The 20,692-nt window shown below is 35.0% G+C and carries 26 protein-coding genes and 1 pseudogene; 13 read left to right on the top strand and 14 right to left on the bottom strand.

The annotated features are described in order from the left end of the window. The first annotated feature begins 31 nt into the window (after window positions 1-31). The gene (locus M1D73_RS04170; RefSeq protein WP_000437391.1) at window positions 32-1,231 is read left to right on the top strand and encodes an LCP family protein; all 1,200 of its coding nucleotides are present in this window, start codon (window positions 32-34) and stop codon (window positions 1,229-1,231) included. Between the two features lie 148 nt (window positions 1,232-1,379). Beyond that, window positions 1,380-1,820, top strand: a complete 441-nt coding sequence (locus tag M1D73_RS04165) for a hypothetical protein (protein ID WP_000642362.1) — start codon at window positions 1,380-1,382, stop codon at window positions 1,818-1,820. A 33-nt stretch (window positions 1,821-1,853) separates the two neighbouring features. Here M1D73_RS04165 and M1D73_RS04160 read toward each other — a convergent pair whose 3' ends face one another. From M1D73_RS04160 to M1D73_RS04110, 11 genes are all read right to left on the bottom strand, one after another. Continuing rightward, entirely contained in the window at window positions 1,854-2,618 is a 765-nt protein-coding gene (locus M1D73_RS04160) for a sulfite exporter TauE/SafE family protein (protein WP_000017250.1), read from the bottom strand. 32 nt (window positions 2,619-2,650) lie between these two features. Then, complete coding sequence (locus M1D73_RS04155; RefSeq protein WP_000437747.1) at window positions 2,651-3,130, bottom strand: DsrE/DsrF/DrsH-like family protein; 480 nt, start codon at window positions 3,128-3,130, stop codon at window positions 2,651-2,653. A gap of 60 nt (window positions 3,131-3,190) precedes the next feature. Continuing rightward, window positions 3,191-3,487 carry a rhodanese-like domain-containing protein gene (locus M1D73_RS04150; protein ID WP_000661811.1) on the bottom strand — a complete coding sequence of 99 codons (297 nt, stop codon included), beginning with the start codon at window positions 3,485-3,487 and terminating at the stop codon, window positions 3,191-3,193. A 14-nt stretch (window positions 3,488-3,501) separates the two neighbouring features. Beyond that, window positions 3,502-3,861: a rhodanese-like domain-containing protein gene (locus M1D73_RS04145; RefSeq protein ID WP_001092319.1), complete on the bottom strand. Its 360-nt coding sequence runs from the start codon at window positions 3,859-3,861 to the stop codon at window positions 3,502-3,504. Between the two features lie 38 nt (window positions 3,862-3,899). Next, on the bottom strand, window positions 3,900-4,130 hold the full coding sequence (locus M1D73_RS04140) for a sulfurtransferase TusA family protein (RefSeq protein WP_002182462.1): 231 nt from the start codon (window positions 4,128-4,130) through the stop codon (window positions 3,900-3,902). A gap of 27 nt (window positions 4,131-4,157) precedes the next feature. Further along, window positions 4,158-5,288: an MBL fold metallo-hydrolase gene (locus M1D73_RS04135; RefSeq protein ID WP_121868520.1), complete on the bottom strand. Its 1,131-nt coding sequence runs from the start codon at window positions 5,286-5,288 to the stop codon at window positions 4,158-4,160. Between the two features lie 38 nt (window positions 5,289-5,326). Next, window positions 5,327-5,887: a sulfurtransferase TusA family protein gene (locus M1D73_RS04130; RefSeq protein WP_000023949.1), complete on the bottom strand. Its 561-nt coding sequence runs from the start codon at window positions 5,885-5,887 to the stop codon at window positions 5,327-5,329. Window positions 5,888-5,975: 88 nt separating this feature from the next. Then, complete coding sequence (locus tag M1D73_RS04125) at window positions 5,976-6,239, bottom strand: metal-sensitive transcriptional regulator (protein ID WP_000456206.1); 264 nt, start codon at window positions 6,237-6,239, stop codon at window positions 5,976-5,978. A 184-nt stretch (window positions 6,240-6,423) separates the two neighbouring features. Further along, entirely contained in the window at window positions 6,424-8,088 is a 1,665-nt protein-coding gene (cdr, locus tag M1D73_RS04120) for a CoA-disulfide reductase (protein ID WP_017673121.1), read from the bottom strand. Window positions 8,089-8,289: 201 nt separating this feature from the next. Beyond that, window positions 8,290-8,874 carry a DUF3238 domain-containing protein gene (locus M1D73_RS04115; protein ID WP_000182101.1) on the bottom strand — a complete coding sequence of 195 codons (585 nt, stop codon included), beginning with the start codon at window positions 8,872-8,874 and terminating at the stop codon, window positions 8,290-8,292. Between the two features lie 135 nt (window positions 8,875-9,009). Further along, window positions 9,010-9,594 (bottom strand): DUF3238 domain-containing protein, encoded by a 585-nt coding sequence (locus M1D73_RS04110; RefSeq protein ID WP_065212394.1) that lies wholly within the window; start codon window positions 9,592-9,594, stop codon window positions 9,010-9,012. Window positions 9,595-9,740: 146 nt separating this feature from the next. Here M1D73_RS04110 and M1D73_RS04105 point away from each other — a divergent pair, with 146 nt between their 5' ends. Next, a complete protein-coding gene (locus M1D73_RS04105) occupies window positions 9,741-10,211 on the top strand; it encodes a MarR family winged helix-turn-helix transcriptional regulator (RefSeq protein ID WP_121868521.1) in 471 nt (156 codons plus the stop codon). Between the two features lie 44 nt (window positions 10,212-10,255). Here the strand turns inward: M1D73_RS04105 and M1D73_RS04100 are convergent. The 3 genes and pseudogenes from M1D73_RS04100 to M1D73_RS04090 all read right to left on the bottom strand — a co-directional run. Then, window positions 10,256-10,402, bottom strand: a pseudogene (locus M1D73_RS04100) (neutral/alkaline non-lysosomal ceramidase N-terminal domain-containing protein); the annotation flags it as partial. Window positions 10,403-10,509: 107 nt separating this feature from the next. Further along, complete coding sequence (gene spoVR, locus M1D73_RS04095; RefSeq protein WP_001202693.1) at window positions 10,510-11,928, bottom strand: stage V sporulation protein SpoVR; 1,419 nt, start codon at window positions 11,926-11,928, stop codon at window positions 10,510-10,512. Window positions 11,929-12,042: 114 nt separating this feature from the next. Beyond that, window positions 12,043-12,603 (bottom strand): nitroreductase family protein, encoded by a 561-nt coding sequence (locus tag M1D73_RS04090; protein WP_000214819.1) that lies wholly within the window; start codon window positions 12,601-12,603, stop codon window positions 12,043-12,045. Between the two features lie 238 nt (window positions 12,604-12,841). Between M1D73_RS04090 and M1D73_RS04085 the strand changes: the two genes are divergently transcribed. The 10 genes from M1D73_RS04085 (at window position 12,842) to M1D73_RS04040 (ending at window position 20,661) form a co-directional block, all read left to right on the top strand. Next, window positions 12,842-13,438, top strand: a complete 597-nt coding sequence (locus tag M1D73_RS04085; RefSeq protein ID WP_000276964.1) for a hypothetical protein — start codon at window positions 12,842-12,844, stop codon at window positions 13,436-13,438. A 125-nt stretch (window positions 13,439-13,563) separates the two neighbouring features. Beyond that, a complete protein-coding gene (locus tag M1D73_RS04080; protein WP_000467483.1) occupies window positions 13,564-15,081 on the top strand; it encodes a spore germination protein in 1,518 nt (505 codons plus the stop codon). Beyond that, window positions 15,078-16,163, top strand: coding sequence for a Ger(x)C family spore germination protein (locus M1D73_RS04075; protein ID WP_000714133.1), 1,086 nt, complete (start codon window positions 15,078-15,080; stop codon window positions 16,161-16,163). The genes M1D73_RS04080 and M1D73_RS04075 overlap by 4 nt, the downstream gene beginning before the upstream one ends. A gap of 16 nt (window positions 16,164-16,179) precedes the next feature. After that, window positions 16,180-17,280, top strand: a complete 1,101-nt coding sequence (locus tag M1D73_RS04070; protein WP_001095038.1) for a GerAB/ArcD/ProY family transporter — start codon at window positions 16,180-16,182, stop codon at window positions 17,278-17,280. Between the two features lie 54 nt (window positions 17,281-17,334). Beyond that, window positions 17,335-17,847, top strand: a complete 513-nt coding sequence (locus M1D73_RS04065; protein WP_000761036.1) for a PCYCGC domain-containing protein — start codon at window positions 17,335-17,337, stop codon at window positions 17,845-17,847. Between the two features lie 120 nt (window positions 17,848-17,967). Beyond that, a complete protein-coding gene (locus M1D73_RS04060; RefSeq protein WP_001195459.1) occupies window positions 17,968-18,216 on the top strand; it encodes a YhdB family protein in 249 nt (82 codons plus the stop codon). 165 nt (window positions 18,217-18,381) lie between these two features. Continuing rightward, window positions 18,382-18,801, top strand: a complete 420-nt coding sequence (locus M1D73_RS04055; protein ID WP_000532265.1) for a disulfide formation protein C — start codon at window positions 18,382-18,384, stop codon at window positions 18,799-18,801. 12 nt (window positions 18,802-18,813) lie between these two features. Further along, window positions 18,814-19,269, top strand: a complete 456-nt coding sequence (locus M1D73_RS04050; RefSeq protein ID WP_000738435.1) for a thioredoxin family protein — start codon at window positions 18,814-18,816, stop codon at window positions 19,267-19,269. A gap of 72 nt (window positions 19,270-19,341) precedes the next feature. Then, window positions 19,342-19,557, top strand: coding sequence for a DUF1540 domain-containing protein (locus tag M1D73_RS04045; protein WP_001115482.1), 216 nt, complete (start codon window positions 19,342-19,344; stop codon window positions 19,555-19,557). 117 nt (window positions 19,558-19,674) lie between these two features. Beyond that, window positions 19,675-20,661 (top strand): LacI family DNA-binding transcriptional regulator, encoded by a 987-nt coding sequence (locus tag M1D73_RS04040; RefSeq protein WP_001140402.1) that lies wholly within the window; start codon window positions 19,675-19,677, stop codon window positions 20,659-20,661. The last annotated feature ends 31 nt before the right edge of the window (window positions 20,662-20,692 follow it).

Raw genomic sequence — 20,692 nt, 5'->3', positions numbered from 1 at the left:
GTATTTCAATCCAAATGAAGGAGTACAGGAAATGGAGCAAAACCCATCTTTGCAAGAAAATACACGCAATAAACCGAAAAAAAATAAGAAAAAAATAAAAATTATTATAAGCGCTATACTATTCGTTTTATTAATAGGCGGCGGTTATACTTGGTTTTTAGTAAATAAAGCATCTTCTGCTGTTCGAAATGCCGCACACGATTTAGCACGCGGTGATAAATCTGATTTACGAGATAAAGCTGTAAAACCTATTACAAATAACGTCTCTGTTTTAATAATGGGTGTTGATGAAAGCGATGTCCGAGGAAAAGAATATGGTGAAGCTATAAGAACAGATGCGCTTTTACTTGCAACATTTAATAAAGATAGCAAAACTGTTAAACTATTAAGTATCCCACGTGACACATATACTTATATCCCAATAGAAAAGAAAAAAGATAAAATTACACACGCTCATGCATTCGGTTCTGCTAAAAACGGAAAAAATGGTGGACCACAAGCAAGCATTGATGCAGTTGAAAAATTAATGAATGTTCCTGTCGATTATTTTGTGAAATTTAACTTTAAATCATTTATAAAAATCGTCGATGACTTGGGCGGTGTTGAAGTTGATGTACCAGTTGAATTTACTGAGCAAGATAGCAATGATAATGCTGAGGCAATTCATCTAGAAAAAGGTGTTCAAAAGTTAAATGGCGAAGAAGCTCTTGCTCTTGCTAGAACAAGACACATCGATAGCGATGCAATGCGTGGACAACGTCAACAACTCGTTATCGAGGCTATTTTAAAGAAACTAACAAGTGTTGGTTCTGTAACAAAAGTTGGCAACATCATTGATGATATTAACGGACAATTCGTTACAAACTTAACATTTGATGATATGCTTTCATTCTATAAATATGGATCGGATTCGGAAATTGAGAAATTACAAATCCAAGGTGATGATTGCTATATGGCAAAAGGTGACGATACATGTAGCAAATCTGCTGGTGGTGGTCGAACTTACTACTACAATCCAGATAAAAAAGAATTAGCTAATGTTACAAATGAACTTCGTACTCATCTTGGGCTACCTGCATATACAAAGTCTGACTCAGACTCTGATTCGAAAAAGACAAAAGAATCTAAGTCTGAAAATTCAAGTGAACGCGAATCAAGTAACAATGAAGTGAAAAATAAGAACAAAAATAGCAGTGAAGATACAGAAACATCGTCTAACGACAATGAATAGTAAAGAAGCCGTACTCTATGGAGGTAGAGTACGGCTTCTTTTTATTTCTTCAGAATTAAAAATCAGAACTTTCTAACTATCTTTTTTAATATTTTTAAATTATAATAAATAGTAGCAATCTATTCCAATTATCAGGGGGCTCATACATATGAAAGCTGCAGTAAAACATAACATCTCAGATTTTAAAGACTACTTAAAATCCAACGATATATACATGGAAGAAAATATAGATGAAAATGATGGCTCTGTTCATTTTTCAGTAGGATTAGAGACTGAAGCTGGCGCAAAGATTCAACTTATCGCTGCTTTCCAAAACGAACATCCTACGGTGGATATATACTGCTTCAATGTTGCTCACGTACCTGATGCAACATCAACAAATGATATTTTACATGTCATCAATGAATTAAATACATCTTATCGCTTTGCAAAATTCACATTAAATAAGCAAAATGCAATTGATATTTCAACATCTCTTGCATTCTCAGAACCAAACTTTAATCCAGCACTTGTCTTTGAACATACGAGAATGCTATATAAATTAGCGAATGACGAATATAAAAACTTAATGAAAGTTATTTGGGCATAAATAAAAGGATGGGCTGCAAGCAGCGCCATCCTTTTATTTCAATATCATATCAATCCACATCTTAACAGCAGTGCCGACAATTAAAATCGATAACATATATTGTAGTACTTTTTGATTTATCCTCTTCCCGACTCGCGCTCCAAGTGGCGCAGCAAATATACTTGCAACCGCAATAATTAGAGCTGGAATGATAACTACTTGTCCAGTAATCACTTTTCCAGTCGTAATCCCTACTGAGGAAATAAACGTAATAGCGATAGATGTCGCTATCGTCATGCGCAATGGTAATTTTAAAATAACTAGCATAATAGGAACTAAAAGAAACGCACCTCCAGCTCCAATAATGCCCGAAACACCTCCTACAATAAACGCTAACACACTTGCTAACCATTTATTATACTTAACTGCTCCACTATTATTTTTCTTCGGTACAAACATCATCATAGCTGCAATGGTCGCCAATACTGTATAAACAACATTTACAGCGTGTTCATCTAATAGATTTGCACTAAAACTTCCTATAAAACTTCCTATTAATATACTAGCTCCCATATACACAACTAACATTTTATTCATATCAGTACTTTTCCGGTATGCCCAGGCGCCTGCAAAAGTTGCAAAGAATACTTGTACCGCTGTAATACCGCTCACTTCATGTGACGTATAGCCAGTAAATCCTAACAATACTGGAATATATAAGATCATCGGATAATTAATAATTGCACCGCCAATTCCAACCATTCCTGATATAAACGATCCTATAAACCCAATTATAAAAAGTAATAATACTCCACTCACCTTACATCCCCCTCCTTCTAAAAAGAAGGTGATTAAATGAATAAGTTTACATTCCCATCCGAAGCATCTGCTAAATATGCCCCTACACCTGCAAACTCTACGCCTTCCATAATCTCTTCCTCTTTTAACCCTAATAAATCTACTGTCATTTGACAAGCTACAAGTTTAATCCCCTGTTCTTTTGCCAAATCAATTAAATCTGGCAAAGGCATTGTGTTATGTTTTTTCATAATGCCTTTAATCATCTTTGGTCCCATACCAGCAAAATTCATTTTGGATAACCCCATCTTATCAGCACCGCGTGGCATCATTCTTCCAAATACTTTTTCTATAAATGTTTTCTTTACATTCACATATTCATCTTTCCTTAAAGCATTTAATCCCCAGAAAGTATGAAAAATAGTTACCTCTTGATCATACGCTGCTGCACCATTTGCAATAATATAAGCAGCCATTGCTTTATCGTAATCTCCGCTAAATAAAACGATTGTTGTTTTCTTCTGTTGTTCCATATTGTTCTCCCTCCAATTACCTATAGGGGTATTTTTTTATTTGTAAAAAATTGTTTCTCCCTATTCTACTTTTCCTTCCCAAGCTAACATACCACCTACCACATTGATTACTTGAAAACCGTAACTTTCTAAAAATTGAACAGCTCTTGCACTTCTCCCGCCTGAACGACAAACGATAATATATTCCTGATTTTTATTTAATTCATGCATACGAAACTCTAATAGTCCTAGTGGAATATTACATGCTTCTGGAATTTTCCCTTCAGCTACTTCTTCTACTTCACGTACATCCACAATATTTACCACTTCTTTACGCAACAATTTCTCTTCTAATTCTTTTGTAGTCATTTCTTTCATTTTAAATTTCCTCCTCACAAACTATTCATCCCGCCTGAAACGTTTATTACTTGCTGAAACCCTAGTTTTTTCAATACCTTTGCTGCTTGCTTACTTCTCATTCCACTTTGGCAAATAACGATTACTTCCTTATTCTTATCTAATTGATTCGCCTTACTTGCTAGATCATTTAGGGGGATATTTTGAAAGCCTTTCATATGATTCCCTCTATATTCACCTACTGTACGGACATCAATAAAATACTTCCCCTTTTTCCCCACTATACTTTTCAATTCTTTGCCATTTATATTTTGAACACCTTTCACTGGTAAAAATCGTGAAATAACAAACCATGCAGCAAGTACAATGAAAAGCGTACTTAATATTGTGTTCATATAACCAACCTCTCTATATTTACAAAACTATTGCTTCACTACGCCTTCCTAATCCAAAACTTCAGCACATCGCCTTCTTCTTCAAGCTTTACGATGTCATGGCCACATTTATTTGCCCACGCTGGAATATCCTTAACTGACCCTTTATCCGTTACATGTATTTCTAACACTTCTCCAGTTTGCAAAGTATCCATTGCTCTCTTTGTTCTTACAATCGGCATTGGACATGCTAAACCTTTCGCATCTAATACTTGTTTTATATTCATCATCAATTCCTCCATTTTTTATTTATTTCATTATTCGTGCACTGCACAACGATTTGGACCAATCTCCATTTCACGCTCTTTATCCACGCTTGGGTGAATTTTCCCCATATTCGTTTGACGAATTTCTTCATATGCATTTGGCTGAGGTGGTAAGTTTTCTGTTACAACTTTACGGAACTCTCCCTCATCCTCAATATTTAACCCTGCATTATGCTCAAATAAATCTTTTAATTTTGCACTAACAATACCACTTTCGTTCATTTCACTTATTTTTGAATAATGAGCCGGTAACACAACTAAATTTTGAGATAGCTCTTTATATCGGCTATACAAAGTATTACGTAAATCACTCACCCAATCTTCAGCCTTACCAGCAAGATCAGGACGCCCAATTGAATCTACAAATAAAATATCGCCTGATAATAAATAAGAATCATCTACAATGAATGACGTACTTCCAATCGTATGCCCTGGTGAGTATAATGCGTCAATTACAATTTTAGTACCCCCCACCGTAATAACAGATCCTTCAACAAGCGGTTCGTATGAGAAGACAACTTCCTCTGCATCTTTTGGTGGTAACCAATACGTACCACCTACCTTTTCCGCTAACTTACGTCCTCCGGAAATATGGTCTGCATGTAAATGTGTATCCATTACATTCGTAATCGTAACAGCATGCTCTTTCGCAAATTCTTCATATGCCTCGGCTGTTCTTACTGCATCAATAACTGCTGCTTCACCGTTTGAAATAACCATATATGATAAACAACCTTTTCCAAGACGGTTAAACTGATACATACTTCCGCCATCTTTTAAATCTCCCACTTTTATAGGCTTTACATATTCACTCCAAGCCTTCATACCACCAGATAAATAATAAATATTTTCTAATCCAGCCTCTATTAATTGCTCTGCCACAAATATAGAAGACCCTTCTTTTGCACATACTACTAAAACATCTTTATCTTTAGGTAATTCACTTACAATATGATCTACACCATCTAACAAATCAAAATAAGGTTTATTAATAGAAGAAACTTGCTTCCCTTCAATTTTCCAATCTTCATAATCCGTCTCATTACGAACATCTAAAATGAATAACTCTCCGAATAAAACTTTCTCTGCAACATCTTTTGCTTGTAACATCTTAATGTCCATTTAATTACCCCCATAGGTATATTTTTGTTTAAAAAATTTTATTTCTCCACATTTCCTTGCCACCCTAACATACCAGGAATGACATTTTTCACATTTGAAAAACCTTTCTCTTTCAACATTTGGCAAGCCACATCACTGCGGTTACCAGTTCGACAAATAACATAAATTTGCTTCGTCTCATCTAACACTGCGCTGTCTAATTCACCTAATGGTATCGAAATGGCGGATGGAATATGGCCAAAAGCAAATTCCGCTGCTTCGCGAACATCTAATACAATGCTCTCTTCTCCATGAGACAATATAGACTGTAATTCTGCATTCGTAATTGTATGTGGATATTTCACAACTTCATTCACTTCATGCTCGTTTGCTTTCCTAACATAATGCACCAATACATCACCCTCGTGTTTCGTCCCGATATATTGATGTCCTACTTTACTCGCCCAACTTTTTATATCTACCGTAGATCCTTTATCTGTTGCCTTAACTTCAATCACTTGCCCTGGTGCCAATCCTTCTATCGCCTTCTTCGTTTTCACAATAGGCATCGGACAAGCCAAACCTTTACAATCTAAACTCATATCCACTTTTATACTCATAATCGATTCCTCCACAATTCATATACATATACCTGTAGGGGTATATTAAAACGTTTTTGAAAATCTGTCAACACTTACGTTTGACAGATTATCGGCTTTTTACAAGTAATTGAACAGCTTCTTTAATTAACTCTTCATTTGAACCATTTCCACTTTCAAACTGTTCACGCAAACATTGCTCTAAATTCGTTCCAACAACGAGTCCAATTGTACGATCAAGTGCAGAACGAGATGCCGTTAACTGTGTAATAACCTCTCGGCAATCTTTTCCTTCTTCCATCATACGAAGCACACCACGAACTTGACCTTCAATACGTTTCAATCTATTTTTCATATCTTGATTATATTCCATCCTATAATCACCTCATTACCATTATGTCACTATTTATAACCTATGACAATATATTATACCCTATAGGGTATTTTGTGAACCCCTATTTTTATTTTTCGCCTTATATGTTCGCAAAACAAAAAGTAAAACCTTAATCTATAGGTTTTCATCTTCCACTAAATCTTGAAATAGAAAATGAAAAATATCAATATACAACACGTTCTGGCAATACTGTCCCATACAATTTAAAACCACCATCTACATTCTTTACCTTATATCCCTTTTCCATTAACATACGCGCTGCAACATACCCTCTCATACCAAGTTGACAAGTGATATATATTTCTTTGTCCATTGGCACTTCATCCAATCTATCACGTAATTCATCTAACGGAATATTAATAGAGCCTTTAATCATTCCTTGTTTTAGTTCATTGGGCTCCCGAACATCTATAAGATATCCACCATTGTCAACAATACGATCTATTTCATGCCATTGTACCGTTTCCACAAAACCATCTACTATATTACTTGCAGCATACCCCACCATGTTTACTGGATCTTTTGCAGAAGAATACGGCGGGGCATATGATAATTCTAAATCCGGTAAATCGATTACAGTTAAGTTTGCCTTCATTGCCGTCGCGATAACATCTATACGCTTATCTACCCCGTCACGCCCTAAAGCCTGTGCTCCGTAAATTTTTCCGCTTTCTTTATTAAAGATTAATTTTATTAGCACTGGCGTAGCATTCGGATAGTATCCCGCATGAGAATTTGCCTGTACATGTACTACCTCATAGGGTATATTTAATCGTTTTAATATTTTCTCATTTACTCCAGTCGAAGCAACTGTTAAATCAAAAACTTTAGCCACAGAAGTTCCCATCGTACCTTTATATAAAGAATCCGTATGACCATGAATAATATCTGCTAACATGCGACCTTGACGATTAGCGGGCCACGCTAAAGGAATCATCGTTTCTGTTTCTGTAACAAAATCTTTCACTTCAATCGCATCACCAATTGCATATACATATGGGTCAGATGTTTGAAATTTCTCATTTACCTTTATCGTTCCTCTAACTCCTAATGCTAATCCTGCATCTTTCGCTAAACTACTCTCTGGTTGTACACCAATTGCTAAAATAATCATATCTGTTTTTATAACTGAGCCACTTTTTAAACGTACAACAGTCCCATTCTCTTCTAACGCATCTACACTATCTTCAAAAACAAGCTCAACATTGTGCACCTTCATATGCTCATGTACATATGCCGCCATTTCGTAATCAATTGGTGGCATCACTTGATTTGCCATCTCTACAAGAGTAACCTCAATCCCGCGTTCTCTTAAATTCTCAACCATTTCCACTCCAATAAATCCTCCACCAATAACCGTCGCATGACGTGGTTTCTTCTCATCAATATACGCTTTTATACGATCTGTATCAGGTACATTTCGTAACGTAAACAACGCCTTCGCTTCTTCAATGCCCGGAATAGGTGGAACAATTGGTTTCGCCCCTGGTGAAAGAATCAAAACATCATATTCCTCGTTATATGTTTCATCTGTAGTTACATTCTTTATCGTAATTGTTTTCTCTTCTTTATTAATCTTTACAACTTCACTCAATACACGTATATCTAAATTAAAACGTTTTGACATCCTTTCAACAGTTTGTACTAATAACTTTTGTCTTTCTGTAATGACACCGCCAATATAATATGGCAATCCACAGTTTGCGAACGAAATATATTCACCGCGTTCAAACATAATAATTTCATCTTCCTCACTTAAACGACGAAGCCTTGCAGCTACTGATGCCCCGCCAGCAACTCCGCCTACTACAACAATTTTTCTAGACATATGTCAAACCTCCATACTATTTATTATTTAATTCCCTCATATATCACACATATAAAACCTATACCTGTACGGGTATATAATAAATTATAAAAAATTTAATTTCAATCAATATGTCTTTCACAAATTTGAAACAAAAAAAGAACTTAGATATTTCCAAGTTCTTTACGAATGAATCAATCCATCGTTCTATTATCATACTTCCTATAATCTCTTTGTAAAACTATACTCCATGTTCCCGCCTAGGGCTGCCGCTGTATCACCAGTTTCTCTAAAATCATGTGTATATATTTTTTCAAATGAACCGAAATCTACTTGCTTATAAAATTCAAAACAAGGGAATCCATCATGCTCCCCTTGAATATCAATACTACCATCCTGTTTCACACATACATTTAATACATAATCCACAGGAGGTGCATATACATTTAATGGATTACTTGCACTCGCACTCATTTTGAATTGCACACCTTCAGAATTCCATGTGATATCAGTGCACACAATATTTTCTGTACTTGCTTTCCCTGTTCTTTTACTCACAGAACCATCTGGACTTGTAATCTTCTCGGTCGTAATACCCGTGTTCGCATATGAAAACACTTCTTCTTTATAGAAATCAACTACTACCTCTTGCTCAACTCTAGAGCGCATCGCATTTACCGCATACGGTGTGAATTCACGTGAATCACCTTCGAATTGAATTACTTTTTCTGTTTCCATATCCTTCTTAGCCTCAGTCCAAGACATTGGAATAAATACACTGGCTCTAATTTTCACGATATTAGTCATAAGAAACACCCCTATAATTTTATTTTAGATGCTGAATGCTTATTAAATAAAACAGACCATAATTTCAATCCTAAAACCAATAGATTTCTCTTTTACTTTTCTATTTCCTTCTAAAAAATAGCGCTATATTTATGTTTAGACTGTCGTTTTAAAGCTATATTCCATCTCTCCAGCTAGTGCTGCTGGGGTATCATCCGTTTTTCTGAAATCATGTGTGTATATCAATTCAAACGAACCAAAATCTACTTGTTTATAAAATTCATAGCAAGGGAAACCATCATGTACACCTTCAATATTCACAGTGCCACTTTCATTAGCTCGTATAGTCAAAAAATAATCAGCTGCAGGTGCTGCTGCGTTTAAAGGATTACTTGCACTTGCTCTCATTTCAAATGAAACTTCACCTTCACTCCATACAATATTTGTACATACAATGTTTTCTGTACTTGTTTCTCCCTTTTGATACTCAATTGAGCCATCTGAATTTGTAATCTTCACGGTGACGATACAAGCATCTGCATATGTGAAAATTTCTCTTTTATAAAAATCAATATTCACTTCTTGTTCTAACCTTGAACGCTTTGTGTTCACAGCTTGTGGTGTAAACTCACGTGCATCTCCAGCATATTCAAACACTCTTCCTGTTGCAGGGTCCTTAATAGGTTCCAGCGATGCATACGGTGCAAATACACTCCCTCTAATTTTCACGATATTAACCATGTGAAACCTCCATTGATTCTATATTATATAAATCATTATTTGTTCTACCGACATAATATAGTCAATTTGATTGACTATATTATGTATAGTACAATAGGCATTACACATAGTCAACTTAATTGACTACAAGCGCGGAGGTTATATACATGGATCAAACATTTAACGAGTTAGATCTTACATCGCTTTTATCATTATCATTTAGCACATTAATCACTGAGCTACATGACAAATTAAGTGAATTAGGATTTGAAGATATTAGGCCAGCACATGGTTTTATGTTCAAACGCATCCTTCCTAATGGGGCAACTGGTATAGAGCTAGCTGAGTATTTGGGGATTTCCAAACAAGCTGTAAGTAAAATGGTGGATTCTCTTGAGAGTAATGGCTATGTTACACGCAAAACACATCCTACTGATAAAAGAGGTAAAATCATCGTTTTAACCGAACGTGGTTTGTCAGTAATGAAAGTAAAAGAAGAAATAGTAGCTGAAATAGAACAGCGATGGATTGAAAACATAGGTATAGAACGAATGCAGATGCTAAAAGAAGATTTAACAACATTCGTTACTAAAGAAAATACAGAGAAATTATCATCAAATATACGACCTGTCTGGTAAACAAAAAACGAATCCATTTTGATTCATCTTCTTCAAAATGGATTCGTTTTCATTTCATCTTTTTCACATACAAAAACTGTCCCGTAAATACGTTCTTCAACATTATTTATGCCTGTCTCTCTATGATATCCGACAAAATCAATACCTACAGGCGGCGTAATATCCACCTTACATATCCCTACTTTGCTCATTTAAATCACTCCATTTCTCTATGTAACTCCCTTTTTTCAAGAATAGCATATTTAACTTTGTTCCAAATAAAAAGAACGGACACAGTATCCTATGTCCGTTCTTCCCCTCACACATACTTCCGATGCACCATCTTCCCATCATAAGAAAACACAACGCCCTTACTCTCCACAATCGACTCCATATGCACCGTTCTTCCCCATAGCTGATGAAGATATGGTAATACTTTTTCTAAGTATTTTAAATCGAGCTCGATTCCTTCGTAACTATGTTTAATGTATAATTCTCCGTTCTTTAAGTAGTCTCCATCTTCTACTACTAAGTACGGGAACCCACCATTTGTCCGCATATTTACGAGTTGATCACGCACATTCTCCCATTCTTTATCTATGACTTTATATTCTTTTCCTTGGCGCTGGAATAAGTACATATCTTCTCGCATAACAAGATCTTTATTTAAGTAGTTTCTTAGGAACGATACGTCCCATTCAATTTCGCGTACTTCAAACATTTTGTCACGGCCAGATCCTGGTTTTACGCCTCGTCGTTTCATTTCTTCAGTCGGATTATTGTACCGTTCTTCAATATCTTCAAAGATTTTAATACCGAGGTAGTATGGATTAATACTTGTTTTTGATGGCTGTACAACACCTGCATTTAATTTCGCAAATTCAATTGCTTCATCAGAGGTTAAGTCCATTTCACGAAGTATGCGTTGATGCCAGTAGGATGCCCAGCCTTCGTTCATGATTTTCGTTTCAAGCTGTGGCCAAAAATATAACATTTCTTCGCGCATCATCGTTAATATATCACGCTGCCAATCTTCTAACTCACGGCTATATTCTTCAATAAAGAGCAGTAAATCTTTCTCTGGTTGTGGTGGAATTTTCTTCTTTTTACGCACATTAGAACGTTCCTGCTTTTTATTGCGATTATCTAAATTCCATAAATCATCGTATTGCGACACCTTTTTCTTTTCTACTTCTTCATCTTCTAAATCATCAATACTCCATGCGAGCTTCGGACGCATAAGCGACGGATCAATATGCTCTTGAATGGCAAGTACGGCATCTAAAAATGTTTCTACCTCTGCCTTTCCGTACTTATGCTCATACGCTTTCACACGGTCCGCTGTTGCCGCCATACTCTCTACCATATCTCGCTTCGTATTTGAAAAACGAATATTATTTTTGAAGAAATCACAGTGTGCTAAAACGTGCGCTACAATTAATTTGTTTTGAATTAAAGAGTTCGTATCTAATAAAAAGGCGTAACATGGATCAGAGTTAATAACGAGTTCGTATATTTTACTAAGTCCTAAATCGTATTGTAATTTCATTCTGAAAAATTGTTTTCCAAAACTCCAATGTGAAAACCTTGTCGGCATCCCATATGCACCAAATGTATAAATAATTTCCGCTGGACATATTTCATAACGCATCGGATAAAAATCAAGCCCAAATCCAGTCGCAATTTCCGTAATTTCCGCAATCGCATATTGCAGTGCTTTATCATCACTTGCTCTCATTATTTTCCCTCCTTACACTTTCCCTTAAGAAAGTGTATGATGAAAAACAAGCTTTCATGAGGATTGATTGCATAATAAAAAGACACCCCCGCAAAAACGAGAATGTCTCATCTATTAACCTTCGATAATCTCCATCTTCTCCGTAATCGGAGTACGAGCTTTTCCTTCTGGTGCTTTATCGAAATAGCCGATATGAAGAATTCCAACGATACGTTGGCCTCTTGTTAAACCGATTCCTTCTATAAATAATGGATTGTAGTTTAATCCGCCTGATTTCCAAACGCAACCTAATCCACGTTCCCAAGCAAGAAGTTGGAAGTTTTGCATAAATGCACATGTTGCAGCGTAATCTTCATCACGTTGAATTTGACGTGGATCTTCATTTATATATACAACGATTTGTGCAGGCGTGCTTAAGAAACGATCTGATAAAATTTTACCGCGTTTCGCTCTTTCTTCTTCCGTGAAAGAGTTTAATACCGCATCTACTAATTTCTTGCGGCCTTCTCCGATGTATAGTTTACAATTCCATGGTTCACGGTGCTTATGATTTGGTGCCCATGTTGCGTCGTTTAATAGTTCAATTAATAAATCTTTTTCTACTGCTTTGTCTGTAAATGTACGAACAGAGCGTCTTTCTTTAATCACATTAGCGATGGAAGTATATGTAGTCATATTTATCTCTCCCTTATTTTTATCTATATGTATAAGTTTATCATTAGTATTGATATTGATTTTCAATTTCGATTATACCTTAGTTTTTTACTATTAATCAATGTTTTATGTTGGAAAACTTCTAAAAACGTCATTCCATGCTGTGAATAAAAAAACTTAACTTGTTCACAAGTATTTCACATTTTATGGAAATGATATGTGTACAGTTTTCTACATTATCCATCTAGGAGGAGTTTACATGTACAAAAAAATTGCTGTTTGTATGACTATGGCAGCATTATTATGCGGGATATCCACCTTCCCTATATCCGCTGCCACGCCAAAAGAAGTAACACTGCATCACCATAACCCAATTTCAGAAGAAGAAATGCAATCGCTAGAAAAACTCGGCTATAACAAACATGAAATTTGGAAAGCTGCTCATATTGCAAGAATTAGTAATAAAGAAATAAAAGATGTTTTAGCTTACTATAAGCAAAATAAATCTTGGGAGAAAACAGCCGAGCATTTCGGTATAGATCCAAGTAAGCTGAAAAAGCATCATATGAATAAAGAAACAAAGCAAGCACTGCTACAACAGTTAGCAACTATGCAAAAATCCACACCGGATCAGCTAAAGCAAAAAATGAAAGAATATAACATCAAATTGCGTCATCTTACTGTGTTAACAATCATCTCTCAAAAAAGCAATACTCCTCTTGATGATGTATTAAAGATGAAAAAAGATGGAATGGACATTAAACAAATTGCCGAAAAATTAAATGTAAAAAGAGAAGATATACGAGCGGAAATGATGAAATTAGTGAAGTCTATTAAAGAACAAAAAACAAATTAAAATGCTAAAAAGGAAGAGGCATTCACCACTCTTCCTTTTCTTTATGAACTTTCAATTTTTAAGTATAAATTCCCGTCTTTCCCAAAAACTAACACAAGTAAATGATGTAAGTTAGGGGTGAGAAAATGTTCGGTTTATCATCTAAAAAATCAAAAAAGACTAATACAAAAACACTTTGTTCTATTCCAGAATTTATACAAACCATGAAAGAATCAAGCGACTTTGTTTCTCATAACGTACTTGAAAATGAAACATTGTGCTTGTTTTATTATAAATCTGTCGTGGAAGCACTTATTATTAAACAATTCATTTTAACTCCTCTAAAAAAGGAATCGGAACAAATCCAAAACATCTCTGATTTATGTAATATCGTCTCTATTGAAGACATTATTACCTCCCCTTCTATTGATGATATTCGTGAGAAATTATTAGGTGGATATATTTTAATACGCTTAAAAAACAATTCGAATCCTGATCAATATGCTTTAATTCGTGCCGAAAGTACTGTTTTAGGAACACGATTATATAACGATACAGAAAATGAGTATAGCGTAATCGGGCCTAAAATCGGTTTCGTTGAAAACCTTGATACAAATATCCACTTATTACGCCGAAATATCGTAACGGAGCAACTCATTTTTAAAGAAGTTACCGTCGGATCTATGTCAAAAACGAAAGTAGCAGTTGCTTATATAGAAGGAATTACAAATGAACAATTTATCAACACCGCAATACAACGGCTAGAAGACATTGACTTTGATGTCCCGTTTGATTCAACTATGATTGAGCAATTTATTAGTGATAATAGCAATTCACCTTTTCCAGTTCTATTACCTACAGAACGATTAGATCGAGCTGTATTTGCATTAATTAACGGGGAAGTTTTAATTTTAACAGATGGCTCTCCATATGCTTTATCAGGACCAACCACGTTACTGGATTTTTTCATTTCACCAGAAGATTATTATTTACCGTGGATGATTGGATCGTTCTTTCGTATTATTCGTTTTTTCGGAGCTATATTTTCTCTTTTTTCCTCCGCTATTTATACAGCGGCTTTAACATATCATTATCAAATGATTCCAGCTGATTTACTAGGTCCTATTATTTTCTCGAGAGCTAACGTACCTTTCCCTCCCATTCTAGAAGCACTCTTTTTAGAAATTACAATTGAATTGCTTCGTGAAGCTGGAGCGCGTTTACCGACAAAAGTCGGACAAACGATTGGTATTGTTGGGGGGATTGTAATTGGCCAAGCATCCGTGGAGGCAGCTTTGACTAGTACAATTTTATTAATTGCAGTTGCTTTATCCGCTCTTGCATCTTTCACAACACCGACCGTAAAGATGTCTTCTACTATCCGGTTATTACGCTTTCCACTTATTCTTTTAGCCGGTGCATTCGGAGGATTAGGTCTTATTGTCGGATTTGTATTTATTTTAGCTCATTTAATTAAATTAAAATCACTTGGATCACCTTATTTATTACCTTTATATCCATTTCGTGGTTTAGGTACAGCAGAAGGTTTTCTTCGATTACCATTTAGTCAAACAGCTCAAAGACCTTCTTTTCTTAGACCAAAATCAAAATGGCGCTATAATCCAAACAAAGCGAAGCAAAAACGTGATGGTGAGAATGAATGAAAAAATTTTTATTGCACCTTATTATCATTATCTTCTTCATTTTACAAACTGGCTGTACACAAACCTATATAGTGGATACGCAGCGTATTATTCATATCGCTGGATTTGACATCACAAAAAAGAAAAGATTCCAAGGAACTATTCTATTCCCAGAGTACACACATGGTGTAAAGTCTAAACCAGAAACGCAATCAACATCTGCCCGTTCACTTGAGACAATCGCTTCACGATTAAATGCAAAATCTCCTCACAATGTCGTTGTAGGTCAAATGCGTGTCGTACTATTTGGAAAAGCTCTAGGAGAACGCGGAATGGGAGAGATTATTACTAACTTACAACGTGACCCAAATATCGGGCGTGATGTACAACTAGCAATTGTAGATGGATCAGCTGAAGAGCTTTTAAATTACGGAAAAAAAAATGGGTCTTTATATATTGCTGACTTACTCGAACAAAATATAAGAAATGAAAACATTCCACAAACCGAATTAAACACTTTTTTATATAATTATTACTCTTCCGTATGTGATGCCTATGTTCCTTATATTAAAATGGACGATAATCATTCTGTCGCTGTCAAAGGGCTTGCCTTTTTAAAAGGCGATAAAGTCGTCATGTATACGGATAAAAGACATTCTGTTTTAGCAAAATTACTTATTAATCCTACGAAAAATGGACGTTACGAAGCAGCGATAAAAAAGGATAAACATAAAGGTATGGTTGTTATACAAAACTTAGCTGGGGAAAATAAGTATAATATAGATCAAACTGGCGACATACCAAAAGTAAAAATCCATTTAAAATTAAATGGATTAATTAAAAACTCTCCTAATTGGATTGATTTAAGAAAAGAAACAAATATCAACTATATAAAAAAACAAATTGAACGAAATGTTGAAAAAGACTGTGAAGATCTAATAAAACAATTTCAAGAAAAGGAAATTGATCCTTTAGGAATACGAGATGAAATTAGAAGCCATACGAGAAAATGGAATATAACACAAATTCGAAATATGTATAAAAATGTAGCGGTGGATGTAAATTTAGATCTTAATATTGTACAATCTGGAATCGGAGAATAGTGAGGTGAAATAAGCAATGAATACAATGAATAAAACAAAGACAGTCTCTCCATATTTTGCATTTATTTTATTGCATTCTCTCCAGATTGGTATAGGAATTCTCGGATATCAACGTGTAATTTTAAAAAACGCTGGTTATGATGCCTGGATTTCTCTTATTATTGCGGGAATTGCAACTCATATTGTGCTGTTTTGTATGTTAAAAATGCTTGAAAAAGACGGAGATTTAATTAGCATTCATACAACAACCTTTGGAAAATGGGTTGGCTCTATATTTTCTGTAATTTTCACTCTTTATTGCTTATTATTTTGCCTTACGGTTCTTCGTACGTATATGGAAGTGATACAAGTTTGGATTTTCCCTACCATTAAGTTATGGAAACTTACGCTTATGTTTTTATTAGTCACTTACTACATTATAAAAGGTGGCTTCCGTTCTGTGACAGGGATATGTTTTTGGGGTATTGTTCTTCCTATTTTCGTTGTATTCTTTTTAATCTATCCAATGAAATATGCTCATTTTCGTAATATTTTACCTATTTTTACACATTCACCTTTTGACATGCTTATATCTGCAAAACAATCCGCATTGGAATTTCTGGGGTTTGAAACAATTCTTATCTTTTATCCCTTTATTGAAAAAGGAAAATCTTTAAAGCGATGGGCCCATGCTGGAATTGCTTTTAGCACCTTAATTTATGTAGTTTTAGCTATCGTATCTTTTATGTATTACAGCGAGGGACAATTAAACCGTACTATTTGGCCTACTTTAACGATGTTAAAAATAATTAAAGTTCCTTTTATCCAGCGCTTTGAATATATTATTATTTTCGTTTGGTTTTTAATTATTTTACCAAACCTCTGCTTAACCATTTGGTCATCATGTCAAACGATGAAGCGTTCCTTTCATATTTCATTTAAATTTACATTACCGTTTTTTATTTTCATCATATTTTCAGCTTCTCTACTTTTCACAAACCGTGAAAGTATCAACACATTAAATACCGTACTATCTCAAGCGGGTTTATATATTGTATACGCTTATATCCCAATTTTATTTTTGTTTCATTCACTAAGATGGTACTTCAAAAATCGTTCAAAAAAAACTTCTCCCTAGGTGTCCCTTAGTCTGATACAATTTGATTAATACATTTGTAAAGGGGACAAGCGAATGAAAAAGTATGTATTTTCTTTACTTGCAGTACTAAGCTTAATTCTTGCTGGATGCGGAAGTACTAGTACAAATGACCAAAAATCTTCTGAATCAAAAAAAGAAGAACATGACCACGCATCGCACACTCAGCAAGCTGACATTCAAGAGAAAACAAAAGGAGTCGACACACTTCCTACCTTCCTAGACAAGCTTGATCCACAAATGAAAGATATCTACACTGTCGCTGGACAAAATGCAGAACTATTAGATTGGATTCCATGCTATTGTGGTTGCGGTGAAAGTGTAGGACATAAAAATAATAAAAACTGCTTTATTCGTGAAATTAAAAAGAATGGTGAAGTTGTTTGGGACTCCCATGCAACGACTTGCGTCAATTGCCTAGAAATCGCAGTTGAATCTGCTTCCATGAAACAAAAAGGAAAATCAACGCTTGAAATTCGTAACTATATCGATAATAAATACAAAGAAGGCTATGGCAAACCAACACCTACGCCAATGCCAAAAGCTTAAAAAACGAGGAAACTCCTCGTTTTTTCTTTTCATTCACTTTTTTTCTTAACAAATTCTTTCAAGTGTATTTCCCCTTACTTATCACACACTATATATAACTCTCGGTAAGGAGGGTACACAGTGCAAACATATAACGACTATGATAAAGCTCTCTATTACACGTATTGCTGTAATTGGGATAAATTACTCGTTCTCATGGTTCAAACGAACGATCAATTATTTTCTAAACGTATTGAGCATTTTTTACACGCTTATCAATACAGTAAAGAACTTCCAGAAGTTGATAAACAATTGCAGCTCCTATTTCAATATATTGACCACGCATCCCAAAAGTCGCATGTAGAAGAAGTAGAACAAATTCAAATGTAAAATATAGCGCTATTCTCTTCCGGAGAATGGCGCTTTTTTAAAATGTTTATATCAATAAAAGTTTCTCCTTATAAAACTTTTATTGATAAACATATTTTTTCTTTCTTTTCCATACTACTTCATACTATAATTTAGTATGTAACTATTATAAGAGAGGTATAAAATATGGGACGAGAAAAAAAGCAAGAATATGCTTTACTTACCGCATGGGGAGCTTCTTTTATCGCTACACTAGGAAGTCTGTACTTTTCCGAAATCATGAAATTTGAGCCTTGTGTTCTTTGTTGGTATCAACGTATTTTTATGTATCCATTCGTTTTATGGCTTGGTATCGCTGTAGCAAAGAAAGATTATCGCATTGCAAGTTATTCTTTACCAATCGCAACTATTGGTGCTTGTATTTCTTTATATCACTATGCAATTCAAAAAGTCGCAGCATTTTCAGCTGCTGGGGCAGCTTGTGGACGTGTACCATGTACGGGAGAATACATAAACTGGTTCGGTTTTGTGACAATCCCGTTTTTAGCACTTATCGGCTTTATTACAATCGCTGTTTGTAGCTTTATTGTCATCAAAAACAAATAAGGAGATGAAAGAATGAAAAAAATGCTTATATTTGGTGGTATTATTATCGCCTTGTTTGCGGCAATTTTCGCTGTAACACAAATGGAAGAAAAAAACGCTTCAACTAGCCAAAAAATTGATAATGCTACTGGTAGTCAAACAGATGGTCCTGACTACTACACAAATAAAATTTCTCTTTCAGATCTTCAAAAGAACTTAAAAGAGAAAAAAGAAGAAACAGTATACTTTTATCAAACATCTTGCGTTCATTGCCAAAAATTATCTCCTGTCGTAGTGCCAATGGCTAAAGACTTGAACGTTGATATGAAAGTTATGGATATTGAAAAATTAGATGCTCCTTGGGATGAATATAAAATTCAAGGTACACCAACAATCATTCATTTTAAAGATGGCAAAGAAGTGAGCCGTATTAGCGGTGAACAGCCGAAAGACAAATTAAAAGAATGGCTTGAACAAACGAAAAAGTAATTAGAAAAGGAAACTCCTTCTACACATGAAATGGGCGTAAAATCCCACACTAATGTATAAGGAGGGGGTTTTATGCCAGAAGTAAGATGTTCTGTTTCCAACTGTTCTTTTTGGGGACAAGGTAACTTTTGTCAAGCAAGTGCGATCATCGTTCAGCCTGATGCAGATGAAACTGGTCAAACTGAAAATGATTCATATACAGCTGCTGTTTTAACAAACGAGACGCTAGAAAGTTCTGTAGCAACGAGTGTAGAGACTTGTTGTCATACATTTAAGCCTAGATATTAACAATTATTCCACCTCATATACGTGAGGTGGTTTTTTCTTTCCCTCTTCTTGTTTACGTCATCTCTAATTCTCCCTATAATAAAGTTAACATTTTTATGAATACGAAGGTGAAATACTATGGCTAAAACAATTGCAGATATCGCCAAATTGGCTGGAGTTGCAAAAAGCACAGTCTCTCGTTACTTAAACGGCGGATATGTAAGTGATAAAACAAAACTTAAAATCGAAGGTATTATTCAAGAAACAAATTTCTCTCCCAATACATTTGCTCAAAGTTTAAAAGCAAAAACAACAAATTTAATTGGTGTCATCATCCCCCGATTAGACTCCTTCGCTACAATGAAAACACTTATCGGGATCGATAAAACATTACAGGAAAATAACTATCAAATGCTTGTAGCAAATGCAAATCAAACAACCGGAACTGAAATACAAGCAATTGAAAACTTTATAAAACAAAAGGTAGCTGGCATTATTTTATTAACAAAAACATTGACGAATGAACATCAAAAAATTATGGCTAATTCAAACATCCCTATTTTATTCGTCGGGCAAGAATATAAAGATCAATATTGCCTCGTTCACGATGATTATGATGCAGCTTATGAGTTAGGGGCATACGTTTTATCGCAAGGCCATCGACATATTGCCTATTTAGGGATAGAAAAAGATGATATTTCTGTTGGAATAAATCGAAAAAATGGTTTTCAAAAAGCAATTGAAAATTTAGAACCGACTTGCAACGTTTCATATTACGAAACAACTTTCCGCATAGAAGATGCCATGAAACAAGTACAACATATTTTAGATAATAATCGCCCAACTCTTATCGTATGTGCTACAGATAACATCGCTCTTGGCGCAATGAAAGTCATTCACTCCCACTCTCTTTCTGTACCAGGTGATATTTCTGTAACAGGATTCGGTGGATATGATATTTCAGAAATGGTACACCCTAGTTTAACGACAATTGCGTTTGACTATGAGTATGCTGGAAAGCTTGCTGCCACTTCTCTTTCACAGCTTGTTGAAAACAAAACTATACCAAAAATATTACACTCCCGTTATACATTAAAAATCCAAGAAAGCGTTGACAAAATATAAAGGCACTCTATAATAAAATTAAAACCGGTTC

The organism is Bacillus sp. PK3-067 (assembly GCF_056738645.1).
The sequence above is the reverse complement of the archived record's forward strand: the minus strand, read 5'-3'. Positions and strand labels throughout refer to the sequence as shown.